Origin of the sequence: Paenarthrobacter sp. Y-19, assembly GCF_029223985.1 — a bacterium.
Lineage (GTDB): Bacteria > Actinomycetota > Actinomycetes > Actinomycetales > Micrococcaceae > Arthrobacter > Arthrobacter nicotinovorans.
Genome location: NZ_CP119414.1, coordinates 3,858,296 through 3,871,169 on the forward strand (window position 1 = coordinate 3,858,296; position 12,874 = coordinate 3,871,169).

The 12,874-nt window shown below is 62.7% G+C and carries 14 protein-coding genes; 6 read left to right on the forward strand and 8 right to left on the reverse strand.

Annotation, left to right across the window (positions count from 1 at the left end; all coding sequences use genetic code 11):
• The first annotated feature begins 63 nt into the window (after positions 1–63).
• Positions 64–375, forward strand: coding sequence for a hypothetical protein (locus PYR64_RS18045; protein WP_018779837.1), 312 nt, complete (start codon positions 64–66; stop codon positions 373–375).
• Positions 376–553: 178 nt separating this feature from the next.
• Here PYR64_RS18045 and PYR64_RS18050 read toward each other — a convergent pair whose 3' ends face one another.
• The 5 genes from PYR64_RS18050 to PYR64_RS18070 all read right to left on the reverse strand — a co-directional run bounded on the left by PYR64_RS18050 (position 554) and on the right by PYR64_RS18070 (position 6,245).
• Positions 554–1,150: a phosphatase PAP2 family protein gene (locus PYR64_RS18050; protein WP_026267456.1), complete on the reverse strand. Its 597-nt coding sequence runs from the start codon at positions 1,148–1,150 to the stop codon at positions 554–556.
• Between the two features lie 37 nt (positions 1,151–1,187).
• On the reverse strand, positions 1,188–2,747 hold the full coding sequence (locus PYR64_RS18055; RefSeq protein ID WP_275776806.1) for a dihydrolipoamide acetyltransferase family protein: 1,560 nt from the start codon (positions 2,745–2,747) through the stop codon (positions 1,188–1,190).
• Positions 2,748–2,802: 55 nt separating this feature from the next.
• On the reverse strand, positions 2,803–3,783 hold the full coding sequence (locus PYR64_RS18060; RefSeq protein WP_018779834.1) for an alpha-ketoacid dehydrogenase subunit beta: 981 nt from the start codon (positions 3,781–3,783) through the stop codon (positions 2,803–2,805).
• Positions 3,783–4,976 (reverse strand): pyruvate dehydrogenase (acetyl-transferring) E1 component subunit alpha, encoded by a 1,194-nt coding sequence (gene pdhA, locus PYR64_RS18065; RefSeq protein ID WP_026267455.1) that lies wholly within the window; start codon positions 4,974–4,976, stop codon positions 3,783–3,785. Before pdhA ends, PYR64_RS18060 begins: the two co-directional genes overlap by 1 nt.
• A 150-nt stretch (positions 4,977–5,126) precedes the next feature.
• Positions 5,127–6,245 (reverse strand): histidinol-phosphate transaminase, encoded by a 1,119-nt coding sequence (locus PYR64_RS18070; RefSeq protein WP_026267454.1) that lies wholly within the window; start codon positions 6,243–6,245, stop codon positions 5,127–5,129.
• A gap of 89 nt (positions 6,246–6,334) precedes the next feature.
• Here PYR64_RS18070 and PYR64_RS18075 point away from each other — a divergent pair, with 89 nt between their 5' ends.
• Positions 6,335–6,763 (forward strand): phage holin family protein, encoded by a 429-nt coding sequence (locus tag PYR64_RS18075; RefSeq protein ID WP_018779831.1) that lies wholly within the window; start codon positions 6,335–6,337, stop codon positions 6,761–6,763.
• Between the two features lie 3 nt (positions 6,764–6,766).
• Here the strand turns inward: PYR64_RS18075 and PYR64_RS18080 are convergent, their stop codons facing one another.
• Positions 6,767–8,113 carry a hypothetical protein gene (locus PYR64_RS18080; RefSeq protein WP_275776810.1) on the reverse strand — a complete coding sequence of 449 codons (1,347 nt, stop codon included), beginning with the start codon at positions 8,111–8,113 and terminating at the stop codon, positions 6,767–6,769.
• A complete protein-coding gene (locus tag PYR64_RS18085) occupies positions 8,113–8,328 on the reverse strand; it encodes a hypothetical protein (RefSeq protein ID WP_231375288.1) in 216 nt (71 codons plus the stop codon). The genes PYR64_RS18080 and PYR64_RS18085 overlap by 1 nt, the downstream gene beginning before the upstream one ends.
• A gap of 263 nt (positions 8,329–8,591) precedes the next feature.
• Here PYR64_RS18085 and purB point away from each other — a divergent pair, with 263 nt between their 5' ends.
• From purB to PYR64_RS18105, 4 genes are all read left to right on the forward strand, one after another.
• Positions 8,592–9,998 (forward strand): adenylosuccinate lyase, encoded by a 1,407-nt coding sequence (purB, locus tag PYR64_RS18090; protein WP_018779828.1) that lies wholly within the window; start codon positions 8,592–8,594, stop codon positions 9,996–9,998.
• A 228-nt stretch (positions 9,999–10,226) separates the two neighbouring features.
• Positions 10,227–10,883, forward strand: coding sequence for a histidine phosphatase family protein (locus tag PYR64_RS18095; RefSeq protein ID WP_018779827.1), 657 nt, complete (start codon positions 10,227–10,229; stop codon positions 10,881–10,883).
• Between the two features lie 119 nt (positions 10,884–11,002).
• Complete coding sequence (locus tag PYR64_RS18100; protein ID WP_018779826.1) at positions 11,003–11,506, forward strand: GNAT family N-acetyltransferase; 504 nt, start codon at positions 11,003–11,005, stop codon at positions 11,504–11,506.
• A gap of 61 nt (positions 11,507–11,567) precedes the next feature.
• The gene (locus PYR64_RS18105) at positions 11,568–12,002 is read left to right on the forward strand and encodes a hotdog domain-containing protein (protein ID WP_018779825.1); all 435 of its coding nucleotides are present in this window, start codon (positions 11,568–11,570) and stop codon (positions 12,000–12,002) included.
• Positions 12,003–12,124: 122 nt separating this feature from the next.
• On the opposite strand, the gene PYR64_RS18110 is transcribed toward PYR64_RS18105, so the two are convergent.
• Positions 12,125–12,874, reverse strand: coding sequence for an SDR family oxidoreductase (locus PYR64_RS18110; protein WP_275776816.1), 750 nt, complete (start codon positions 12,872–12,874; stop codon positions 12,125–12,127).

The window sequence follows — 12,874 nt, forward strand, 5'->3', positions numbered from 1 at the left end:
AGCCGCCATCCACTTCTCGATTTCAGGGGAACTTTCTTGCTTACCTTGCAGCCGCGCCAGCGCGTGGGCCACGACATCCTGCTTGCCCGCCACGGCAACACCATCAGCACCATGCGCTACGACCGCGCCAACAACCAGGTCATCGCAATGCTCGATGACGGCTCCTGGGACAGCGCTCCGAACATGATCACTCCGGGCCTCGAGATGCCCGAGACCATCGGCAGCGTGTTCCGCAAGGATTGGCGCTTCCTCTCCCTGGCCTGCGTTGCGATGGTCACCGTAGCGGCGGTTGCCATGGGTATCAGCGTTGAGCTGGCCAACCACATGTCGACGACCGAGCTCCAGGCACTGCTGGTGAACTACCCGGCGTTCTAGCCGAATTCAAGGGGCTTCCCGCGCACCAGGCCGCCTGCGGCGGACCAGGAAGACCGTTGGCCCCACGGCCAGCCAGGCAGCGCCAAGCAAGTGGGGAGTTGGCCAGGTGCTTCCGGACTGCCACATTCGACGGCGCAGAGCTCGTGGCGGACCGGCCTCCACGGCTGCGGCTGCGCTGCTAGAGCATGAGCTCCCGCAGCAGCCACCACAGGCCTGCAATCACAATGCCGCCGAACAATGATCCCGCTATGACCTGCCCCAGGGTATGAGCGCGAAGGACGAGCCGCGACCAGCCCACGGCAGGTACGAGCACCAGCAGCGGAAGCCACGCGGGACCGAACATGAGGATAGCGATGACCACGGCCGCCGCCAGTGCGGAAGCGTGCCCGCTCATCTTCCAAAAAGCACTGACAACAGCCAGAACCGCGATGCCCCCGATCAGGGCGATGATCATCACGGACACACTGACCGGCCCACCCAGCAACTGCAGCACGAACAGTCCAAGCACCACGGATATGAGTGCCATCAGAAGCAACGCCGGCCTCTGCCGCCGGTCGCTGACATGGTGGTCGGTGATCCGGCCCAGCTTGACCATCACCAGGACATAAGCCAGTGGCAGCACGCAAACAAAAAACGCTCCCAGCAGCCCGAACCACATGGTTCCCGGGAATCCAGGCTCGATCGCAGGACTGATCAGCAGCAGGACCAGGACAACGGCCGGTGGCTGGAAAACCTCCGTCAGGACGCGGGCCAAGGTCCGCCACGGACCTGTCACCAGCTGGGGCGGCGTGTGGCCCGCTTCTGTCTTCTGTTCAGTCAAGCAGCAGCGCCGGTTCCTCAAGAATGGCAGCAACATCTGCCATGAAGCGCGCCGACAAGTCGCCGTCGACCACCCGGTGGTCGAAGGAACCGCCAAGGGTGGTAATCCACCGCGGAATCACTTCGCCATCCAGAACCCACGGCTTCTGCTTTATGGTGCCGAAAGCAATGATCGCCACTTCGCCCGGGTTGATGATCGGTGTGCCGGTATCGATTCCCAGTGCACCGATGTTCGTGATGGTCAAAGTACCGCCCTGCATTTCGGCAGGCTGCGTCTTTCCCGCGCGGGCCTTGGTGGCCAGCTCATTGAGCGCCAGGGCAAGTTCCTTGAGGGAAAGGTCCTGGGCGTCCTTGATGTTCGGGACCATGAGGCCGCGCGGGGTAGCTGCGGCGATTCCCAGATTCATGAAGTGCTTGATCTGGATCTCGGCCCCGCCCTTGCCGTCAGCGTCCTCAACCCAGGTGGCGTTGACGCTGGGGTTTCGGGCTGCTGCCCAAATGACGGCCTTGGCCAGAATGAGCAGCGGAGAGACCTTAATGCCTTCAAAATCACGCGAAACCTTGAGCCGCTTGACGAACTCCATGGTCCGGCTGGCGTCGACATCCACAAAGATGCTGACGTGGGGGGCCGAGAAGGCGGATTCCACCATGGCCTTGGCTGTGGCTTTGCGTACGCCCTTGACCGGCACGCGTTCGACCCGCTGCTCCTGCGGCTTCCTCGAGGCGCCCCAGAACGTGTCTGCCTGATCGAGCTCGGCGTCGCGCTGGGCCTGGTAACTCACCAGGTCCTCACGGGTCACTTCACCGCGTTGCCCCGTGGCCACGACATCGGCGAGGTCGATACCAAGGTCACGGGCAAACTTGCGTACCGGCGGCTTGGCCAGAACTTTGTTGACCAAACCGCTGATGGTGCCGCCGAAAGCCGCGCCTCGGGTGGCCGCGGGCTGCTGCGTAGAAGGTTGCGCCGCCGGGGCTGCCGGCGCCTGCTGCAGGGGTTCGACGACGGCGCGGGCCTGCGTCGGGCGCTGCGAAACCGGCGCTTCGGCTGCTTTCGCTGCCAGGACCACTTGGTTGTCCTGCACGGTTCCTTCAGCGTTTTCGGCGACTCCGGCAGCCTCAACCACAGCGCCGGCGGGGCGTTTGCGGGCACGGCGCTTGACGGCGTCGGCCTTGGGGCCCGAACCGACCAGGGGGCCGCCGGCGGGCTGTTCGCCGGCCTCGGCGGTGAGCTTACCGTATAGGGGGGTGAAGGTTTCCTCGGCGACCGCCGCAGGGGCCGGGGCGTCGGGGGCGGCTTGGGCGTCGCCGTCCTGACCTTCCGAGACAGCGATGATCGCCGTTCCCACCTCCACGGTTATGCCTTCTTCCACCAACAGCTCCGTGACCGTGCCGGCAAAGGGCGACGGCAGTTCAACGAGGGACTTGGCGGTCTCGATCTCACAGAGAACGTCGTTGATCGCAACGGTGTCGCCCGGTTTGACCTTCCAGGCAACGACCTCGGCCTCGGTCAGGCCTTCTCCGACGTCCGGCAGGTTGAATTTCTTTACAGTCACAGTGGTCCTCGATTTTCCGGTTACCAGGCCGCGAAGCCGGGCAGGATCAGACGGGTTAGTAGGCCAGGGAGCGGTCTAGGGCTTCGAGGATCTTGTCGATGTCCGGCAGGTAATCCTCTTCCACCTTTGCAACCGGGTAGGGCATGTGGAAACCGCCCACACGGATGACCGGGGCTTCGAGGTGCAGGAACGCCCGCTCGCTGATGCGGGCCGCGATCTCACCACCGATGCCGCCAAAGGTCGGGGCCTCGTGTGCAACGATCAGCCTGCCGGTCTTTTTGACGGAAGCTTCCACAGTGTCAAAGTCCAAGGGTGAGATGGAACGCAGATCGATGACCTCGATGCTCCGTCCGTCCTCGACGGCAGCATTTGCGGCTGCCAACGCCACCGGCACAAGCGGGCCGTACGCGACGATGGTGGCGTCGGAGCCCTCCCGGACAACGTGCGCCTTGAACGGGTCCGCGGAAAGACCCGGGTTCTGGACATCGACCTCACCCTTGAGCCAGTAACGGCGCTTGGGCTCGAAGAAGATCACGGGATCCTGGCACTCGACGGCTTTCTGGATCATCCAGTAGGCATCGTGGGCGTTGGAAGGGGTGATGATGCGCAGGCCCGCGGTGTGTGCGAACAAAGCCTCCGGCGACTCGGAGTGGTGCTCAATGGAACCGATACCTCCGCCGTAGGGAATGCGGATGACAACGGGAACCGTGAGCTTGCCCAGGCTCCGGGCATGGATCTTTGCCAGCTGCGTGGTGATCTGGTTGAAGGCCGGGTACACGAAGCCGTCGAACTGGATCTCGCAAACGGGCGAATATCCGCGAAGGGCCAAGCCGATCGCAGTGCCCACGATTCCGGACTCGGCCAGCGGCGTATCCAGGACGCGGTCGTCACCGAATTCCTTGATGAGGCCGTCAGTGACCCGGTAGACACCACCGAGATGTCCGATGTCTTCACCCATCAAGAGTGATTTGGGGTTTCCCGTCAGAGTTGCACGGAGACCTTCGTTGATGGCCTTGGCAATGGTCATTGTTGCCATCAGTTGGCTGCCTCCTGGTCGCTTTCAAATCCGGCAGAGTACTCCTCGAACCAGGCCAATTCCTCTGCAATCAGCGGATGTTGCTCGGCGTAGACGCTGGCGAACGCGTCGCGGATGTCGGGGACTTCCAGCCCGTGGGTGGTGCTGCGTACGTACTTGGCAAGTTCGTCGCCGTCGGCCTTGACCTGCTCGAAGAACGCCTCGTCCGCGAGTCCTTCGGCCCGAAGGTACTTTTCCAGGCGGTCCAGCGGATCCTTCTCGCGCCAGGCAGCCTCTTCGGCCGACTCCCTGTACTTGGTGGGATCATCAGCCGTGGTGTGGGCACCAACCCGGTAGGTGTAAGCCTCGATCAGGACCGGCCCGCGGCCCTCGCGGGCATGTTCCAGGGCCCACTCCGTGACGGCGTGGACCGCGATGACGTCGTTGCCGTCCACCCGGATACCCGGGAACCCGTAACCCTTGGCACGGTTGGCCAGCGGAACCTTGGTCTGGACTTCGGTCGGCACTGAGATGGCCCAGTGGTTGTTCTGGCAGAAGAACACCACGGGCGCGTTGTAAGACGCCGCGAAAACCATGGACTCGTGAACGTCGCCCTCTGAGCTGGCGCCATCTCCGAAGTAGGCGATGACTGCGGCTTTGGGGTCAGACGATTCCGTGGCAGCAGCAGCCTTCTGGTCCCGCTGGATGCCCATGGCGTAGCCGACAGCGTGGAGTGTCTGGGCAGCGAGTACCAGCGTGTACAGGTGGAAGTTGTTCTCGCGGGGATCCCATCCGCCGTTCGATACTCCACGGAACTGCTTCAGCAGCTCTGCGAGGTCCACGTTCCGGACCAACGCAACTCCGTGCTCCCGGTACGTGGGGAATATGTAGTCCTGCGGCTGGCTTGCGTGCCCGGAACCGATCTGGGCGGCTTCCTGGCCCGTCAAGGGAACCCACAATGCGAGTTCGCCCTGGCGCTGGAGCGCGGTGGCTTCCTGGTCAAAGCGACGTATCCTGGCCATGTCGGTGTAGAACACCCGGAGTTTCTCGGGGTCGATCCGCTTGGCGTAGTCCGAGAAGATTGGGTCCGAACCCAGCGCCCCGTCGGGTCCGAGCAACTGCACCATTTCCGTAGGTTCGCCTGGTGCGGCTGCTAACGCGGTTGTCGCCGCGAGAGATTCTTCCGTCCCGGGGGGCAGTTGTGTCGAGCCCATTCCGTCTCCTTGCTTTGCCGCGGCAGGTTGCCGGGCAATTCTGTCGCTGGGATATATGCCCGTTCCGGAATGCATTCCGGAACGGGCATATTTTTGGCTTTCGTCCCTTACTTTATCGGCAGTAAGTTCGGTTGGCGCATTTGTTAACCGCTAGGAACCTTGCGGCGCCTTTGTATAACCTGCACAGAGATTCAGGAAACGCGTGTTGGCCTCCACCTCTCCGATGCTGACACGGACGCCCTCATTGGCGAAGGCGCGAACGGACAGTGCCTGCTCTGCCGCCAGGGCCGCAAATTCGGCGCTGTTCTCGCCCAGATTCAACCATATGAAGTTGCCTTGGGCCTCCGGAATGAACCAGCCCAACTCCCGAAGCCCGGCCGTCACGCGGTCCCGTTCATCGACGAGGCTTTGTACCCTTTCCACAACCTGGTCGAAATTCTCAATCGAGGTTACGGCTGCCCTTTCCGCAATTTGTGAAACCGCAAACGGCGTTGCGGTGACCCGGAGGTGTTGGGTAAGCGCCGGGCCGGACACGCTGTATCCAACGCGCAAGCCAGCGAGCCCATGCGCCTTTGAAAAGGTTCGCAAAACCACCACATTGGGGTACTTGCGGTAGAGCTTGATGCCGTCAACGGCCTGGGGGTCCCGGACGAATTCCTGGTAGGCCTCGTCGATAACCACCACCACATTCGGGGGTACCGACTGAATAAAGCGCTCAGTTTCCTCGGCGGTCAGAATCGGCCCGGTGGGGTTGTTGGGCGTGCACAACAGAATCACCTTGGTACGTACGGTAACTGCCGCAGCCATGGTGTCGAGATCGTGCCGGCCGTCCGCCAGAAGAGGAATCTGAACACTGGCAGCGCCCGCCAGGCCTACGCAGATGGGGTACGCCTCGAAGGAACGCCACGCGTAGATCACCTCGTCTGCCTTGCCGTCGTCGTTCTGCCCGGCGAACGTCGCAAGGATTTGGTTCAGCGCTCCGAGGCTGCCGGCACCGGTGACGACATCGTCAGCCGGGACGTCCAGAAAGCCTGCAAGGGCGGTCCGGAGCTTCGTTGCCAGCGGATCGGGGTAGCGGTTGATGTCAGTCTGGTCCGCAATCGCCTGCAACACTGCAGGAACCGGAGGCAGCGGATTCTCGTTGGACGACAATTTATAGCTGGTGAGGCCTTCAATTGCTGCTGGTGGTTTACCGGCAGCGTATTTGGGAAGCCTGTCCACGACCGGTCGAGGGAGTACGCCCTCCGGTGCGTTGTCAGTAGTAGTCATGGCTTCAAGCCTACTTGCACCCCTCGCACGGCCGGAGTGATGGAGAAACCGCCCAGCCACGGCACAGGTGAGTGTGAAAGCATGGGGCCATGGGTTCATTCATCATCCGCGTCCTCATCAACGGGCTCGCCCTGTGGGTTGCAACCTGGCTGTTGCAAGGCATGGACATCACAACCAGCGCCACGGAGTCAGCGGCCGCCAATGCGGGACTGACGCAGGGCGCTGACACGGTGGGCATAATTTTGGCGTATTTGTTCATTGGGCTCATTTTTGGAGTGGTCAACGCCTTCGTGCGTCCCTTGGTGAGGCTTCTTTCGCTTCCCGTGACCATCCTGACCCTGGGCCTGTTCACCATCGTCATCAACGCGGCGATGCTGTACCTCACTGCGTGGCTCAGCACTTTCACCCCCGTACACCTGACTTTGGATTCCTTCTTCTGGACAGCCATCCTGGCGTCGATCATCATCAGCATCATCTCCATGGTGGCCGGGCTCATCCCTGGTACCCGTAAGCGGTAGGAATCATCGCGCTCCGGCCGTGGAACGTGATTCGGGAAGGGCAGGTACCGTCAGACTGCCCCTACGATCTGTCCGCGGATCCCGGGTGAGCTTGAACCGGGTGATCTTCGCCGCGCCGCCAACGCCCACGACTCCTGCGAAGGCCGCAGTGGATGCAAGCAACGAAGGATCTCCGCTCGCGCTGACCAGCTCGGCTCCTTTCGCATAATTCTCCTGATCGTGCCCGGGGCCCAGGCCCGGATCTTCCCCTTCGGGAGTCTGGACGTGGTCCGTCAGCGTCACTGTCACCCGTTCCTTCGTGTCAGGGTTCATGTGCCCGTCCGTTCCGGGAACCCAATCCTGCACGTGTTCCAGATGCAGGGAGTTGATGCCAGGCTCGGGAACTATGCCTCCAACAGGAGCGCCGGCAGTAAGCACGAATTTGAGGTCGAACTCACTGAGGAACGCCTTGTCCCGGCCAAGGTTCATGGCGTGCACACCGCCCTGGCTATGCCCGACTGCCACCACCTGATCCCCGGCTCCAGCCCCTGCTTCATGCAGGGCCTGCGCGACTGCGGGGATGACCTCCTCGGAGCCATAGCCGACTGCTTCGCCGATTCCCTGGATGTCCAGAGGGTTGGTTGAGGGCGTATGGGGCTGTGTGCCGGGTATCAGGACCATCCATGAGGACGAACCGTCGTTATCAAACTCGATCACCTCAATCTCGCCGTCGTTCCTGGCATAGACCTTCTCGAGACGCCGGAGACTTTCGGCCATGGAAGGCTGCACATCTTCCACGCTTTCGCTGACCTTCGCCACGCTGACGGGACGGGGTTGGAACGCTGCCAGCAACGGTGAACCGAGCACCAGCCCCACCACCGGCTCTGCTTCGAGACCCGGGGTGATCACCAGGTTGAGGATGTCCTCAGTAAGGTCACGTCCAGGTCTGAGGAAGTGGCCCAGGTCCGGGAACATCATTGCCCCTGGCCCAAGGAGATGGAGCCGGGTGTTCAGTGCCTCTGTCGTTGCGTAGTCCCGGTGACTGGCCCGCACACTTGCGCTGACGTCGCACAGGTCCTGACGCAGGCGTCCTATGTCTTTCCTGCTTTCGGCCACGGCATCGATGGCAAGACAGCCCGAGTCATAGGAGTCGGAGAGATACGGCGTGAGTGCATCCTGAACGCGACGGGCCTCTTCCTCGATGCTCATTAGCTGCCCAACAATGTCATCGAGCCGGTCGGCCCCCCTCACAAGTTCTTCCAGTTGGAAAGAGATCCCGCCAACTCCTCCGCGGATGCCAAGGATTCCGTCGGGTTTCGGCGGAGAAGGCGTGGGCGCCGCGCCGGCACCCACCGGAGCCGCATCGGCCATCAGTATCCCCTCCCGCTCTGGAGGGAGACGTTCTGTGAGTGCCTCAGCACTACCGCGGCGGCGCCGTCCAAGTTCTCCCGCGCCCGCATAAGGGCAGAAGCATGGATGGCGATCGTGGTCCGGTACTCACGGCCCGCCGGGGACTGCCATTCCTCCAGCTGAATCTTCCGCAGGGAGGCAAGGACGGTATCTGCCTGGTCGACGCAGGTCTTCATTCGCCATGCAAGCCGTTGAACTTCGTGGCTCCGGGAAGCACATTCCGAAGGATCGAAAGCGGGTGGATTGGCTGCAGGCATCACGCCGAGGCTCATGTGGGTTGTACTCCAGTGGTCGTTCTGCTGATCGGTAACCAAAACGCTACGGACGGGCAGAGGCCGACGGAAGTATCGACGTCGCGTATGTGGATAACCTGACGGGTCGTCCACATAGCCCCGTCATCGACGCCGGCCTCCGCGCCGGGCATGAAAGAATAGGCACCATGGCTGAATCCCCTCGTGTGTCCCTCGCTTCCGAACCTCTGGCTCTTGGCGCCCTTGACGGCCGCTACCGTGCCGCCGTCGCACCCCTCGTGGACTACCTGTCCGAGGCCGCGCTGAACCGCGATCGCGTGCACGTCGAAGTCGAGTGGCTCATCCACCTGACCAGCCAGTCTGTTCTTCCGGGCGCCGGTCCGCTCTCCGACTCCCAGATTGCCCAGCTGCGGGCCATCGTCACCGAATTCGACGCGTCGTCCGTCGCCGAGCTCGCAGAGATCGAAGCCGTTACCGTCCACGACGTGAAGGCTGTCGAGTACTATATCGGCCGCCGGCTGCCCGCCATCGGCATCGAAAACCTGACCGCCATGGTTCACTTCGGCTGCACCTCCGAGGACATCAACAACCTCTCCTACGCTGTGGGAATCAAGGGTGCTGTTGAAGATGTCTGGCTTCCCAATGCCACGGCCTTGGTAAAGCAGATCGAGGCCATGGCCGAGGAAAACCGCTCCGTGCCCATGCTCTCCCGCACGCACGGCCAACCGGCCACGCCCACCACTCTCGGCAAGGAACTGGCGGTCATTGCACATCGCCTCAACCGCCAGCTCGCACGCATCGCCAAGACCGAATTCCTGGGCAAGATCAACGGCGCCACCGGCACTTACGCCGCCCATGTCGCATCTGTGCCGAGCGCTGACTGGGAAGCTGTCGCCAAGTCTTTCGTGGAAGGGCTGGGCCTCACGTGGAACCCGCTCACCACGCAGATCGAAAGCCACGACTGGCAGGCCGAGCTGTACGCCGATATCGCACGCTTCAACCGCATCCTGCACAACGTGTGCACGGACATCTGGAGCTACATCTCCATCGGCTACTTCCGCCAGATCCCGGTGGCCGGAGCCACTGGTTCATCCACCATGCCGCACAAGGTAAACCCGATCCGCTTCGAGAACGCCGAAGCCAACCTGGAAATCTCCAACGGTCTCCTGGACACCCTGGGCGCAACACTGGTCACGTCCCGCTGGCAGCGTGACCTCACGGATTCCTCTTCGCAGCGCAACATCGGCGTCGCGTTCGGCCACTCGCTGCTTGCGATTTCCAACGTCGCCAAGGGTCTCAAGGCCCTCGATGTAGCCGAGGAAGTCCTGGCCGGCGACCTCGACACCAACTGGGAAGTCCTGGGCGAAGCCATCCAGATGGTCATGCGCGCCGAAGCCATCGCCGGAGTCGAAGGCATGGAAAACCCCTACGAACGGCTCAAGGACCTCACGCGCGGCCAGCGGGTGGACGGTGCCCGCATGCAGGAGTTCGTTCAGGGCCTGGGCCTCTCCTCTGAGGCTGAAGCACGTCTGCTCGCCCTGACGCCGGGCAAGTACACGGGCATCGCTGACAAGCTCGTGGACCACCTGAAGTAGCTAAAGCAACGCACAGCGTTCGACGGCGGCGGGCGGGGCTGGGAGCCTTGGCCCGCCGTCGTGGTTTAACCTGCCGCTGACCGTTGGGGCGTCGACACGGCGTGTCGGGTCCTTTCCGGGCCTTCGCGACTGATTGGCTGGAACCAACCCGGGCTGCGGCACAGTACGCAGGACACACAGCCCGGATGGAACGCCGGTCAGACGAAACGATGTAAGGAGCGGGGCACCATGAAGCTCCTGTTGATCAGGCACGGACAAACCCCGGGCAATGTTGCGGGCCAGTTGGATACAGCCTTCCCCGGCCCGGGCCTGACGCCACTCGGAGAGCGCCAAGCGGCCGCCCTTCCTGAAGCACTGGCAGACGAAGCCATCGACGCCCTCTACACTTCTACTTTGCTACGCACCCAACGCACTGTTTTGCCGCTGGTCAAGGCCACCGGGCTGCAGCCAACCATCCTGGACGGCGTCCACGAGATCGAAGCCGGCAGCCTGGAAAAGAAGACCGATCACGAGTCGCACATGCGCTACATGAGCACGGTATTCGCCTGGACCGACGGCGACTTGGACGTACGCATGCCCGGGGCGTTCGCGGGGCACGACTTCTTCGCCCGCTTCGACGCCTCGGTGGAGCAAGTGGCGGCCGCCGGGCATCAGACCGCGGTGATTGTCAGCCACGGAGCAGCAATCCGTTGCTGGGCCGGCCGCAGGGCTTCAGACATCGACGCAGTGTTCGCCCGAACGCACCAGTTGCCCAACACCGGAATTGTGGCCCTCGAAGGTGACCCGGCAAGCGGTTGGCGAGTCCTGCACTGGGACCAGATCCCCGTTGGCGGTATGGCACTGACGGACCAAACCTCCGAGGATCCCACAGGCGAGGCACTGTAAAGCTGGAGACGGGCAGTATTTCTCCCGACGCTTACGCGCAGGAAACACCACGGTAACCCCGGCTACCTAGGCTTAAGTCGCATAGACACCTCCCCGAAACCCGGCGAATTGAGGCATAAATGCAGACCAACCCACGGCTCAACATCCGGCAGGTCACGTGGGCCAACCCCGTAGGTGCCGACCTTCGAGCCGCGCAGCAGGCAGAACTGGATTCACGTTTCGGAAGCACTGACCACGAACCCGGGCCTCCCCCGTCGGAAGCCGATACCGCAGTCTTTGTGGTGGCTTACGAAAAGTGTTCCGGCCAACCGCTCGGCTGTGGAGGCCTGAGGATGCTGGACGAGAACACGGCAGAGGTAAAGAGGCTCTACGTGGTTCCCTATGCCCGTGGCTCGGGAGTGGCGAGCTCAATCCTTGCCGCACTCGAAGCCCAGGCACATTCACACGGATTCACGGTGATCGCAGCCGAGGCAGGTTCAGCCCAGTCGGACGGCCGCAGCTTCTACGAAAGCGCGGGCTTTGCGGCCGTGCCCAATTTTGGTCCCTATGTGGGCGTCAACGAGTCATATTGCTATTCCAAGCGCCTGGACTCCCACAGTGCTTCACACACAGCAATGGCCTAAGCGGGACGGACTCCGGCGCAACATCCAGCATGGAGTTGCGCCGGTTCGATAATCTCGGATTATGGAAAAAGCAGACATCACCTTTCGGACCCGTAAATGGGTTCGGCCCGAGGACCTTAACGCCAACGGCACGCTCTTCGGCGGTAGCCTGCTGAAGTGGATCGATGAAGAGGCCGCGATCTACGCCATCCTTCAACTCGGCAACGGCAGGGCCGTCACCAAGTACATCTCGGAGATCAACTTCGTGAGCTCCGCAGTCCAGGGCGACCTCATCGAGATGGGGCTGACGGCCAAGCACTTCGGCCGCACGTCCTTGACCATGCGGGCCGAGGTCCGGAACATGATCACGCGGCAGGCCATCCTGACCATCGAGGAGATCGTGTTCGTCAACCTCGGAGCTGACGGGCGTCCCCAGCCCCACGGTTACACGGAAATCACGTACGACCGCGACCGGATCCCCACCCACCACCTGACCGAGACGCTCGACGAAGACTGAACCACCCGCCGTCGTGCAGCCTTCAAACTGCAGTTAAACGGGTGCTGGCGGCCGCGAATACACGGCCGCCAGCTTGTATTTCCGGCGACGGGAGTGAGTGCCGCCGGAACCTGTGGGGCGCTTTAGCGCCGGTCGAACGTCAGCCCGCCGGGCACCTGGAACGTCGGCATGAGTTCGAGCATGCCTACGTTGACGTGGCGGGGCGTTTCGATGGCGTAGTCCAGCGCATTGACGATGTCGTCCGTGGTCAGCGACTCGTAGCCCTCGTAGTAGGTCTGCCAGGCTTCTTCCATGGCCTCGGGCGTGCCACCGAGGTTGCGGCCGAAGATCTCGGTCTCCACGCGGCCGGGGCAGATTTCGGTAACGCGGATGCGCTTGCCCACGGTGTCGTTCCGGAGCTGGCGGGAAATCTGGTGCACGGCGGCCTTGGTGGCGTGATAGACCGTGTGCCCGTAGAAGTTGTACAGACCAGCGATCGAGCTGATGTTGATGACATGGCCAAGATCGCGCTCCACCATGCCCGGCAGCACCAGCCGGGTGAGCTGCAGCAGGCCGCGAAGGTTCACGTCCACAAGCTCGTCAATGTCTTCCTCGGAGGAATCCAGGATGTTGCCCGGTCGGGAAACACCGGCGCAGTTCACCAGGACATCCACCTTGAGGTCACCGACGACGGCGGCCAGCGCGGCCGTGTCGGTCAGGTCGACTACGTGCGGGATGGCTCCGGTGCGGTCGGCCAGTTCGGCGAGGCGTCCCTCGTTGCGGGCGACGGCGTGGACTGTCAGGCCGCGCTTGGCGAGGCGCTCCGCGATGGCGGCACCCATCCCGGTTGACGCTCCGGTGACGAGGGCGGTGGTGTAGTCGGAAAAAGACAT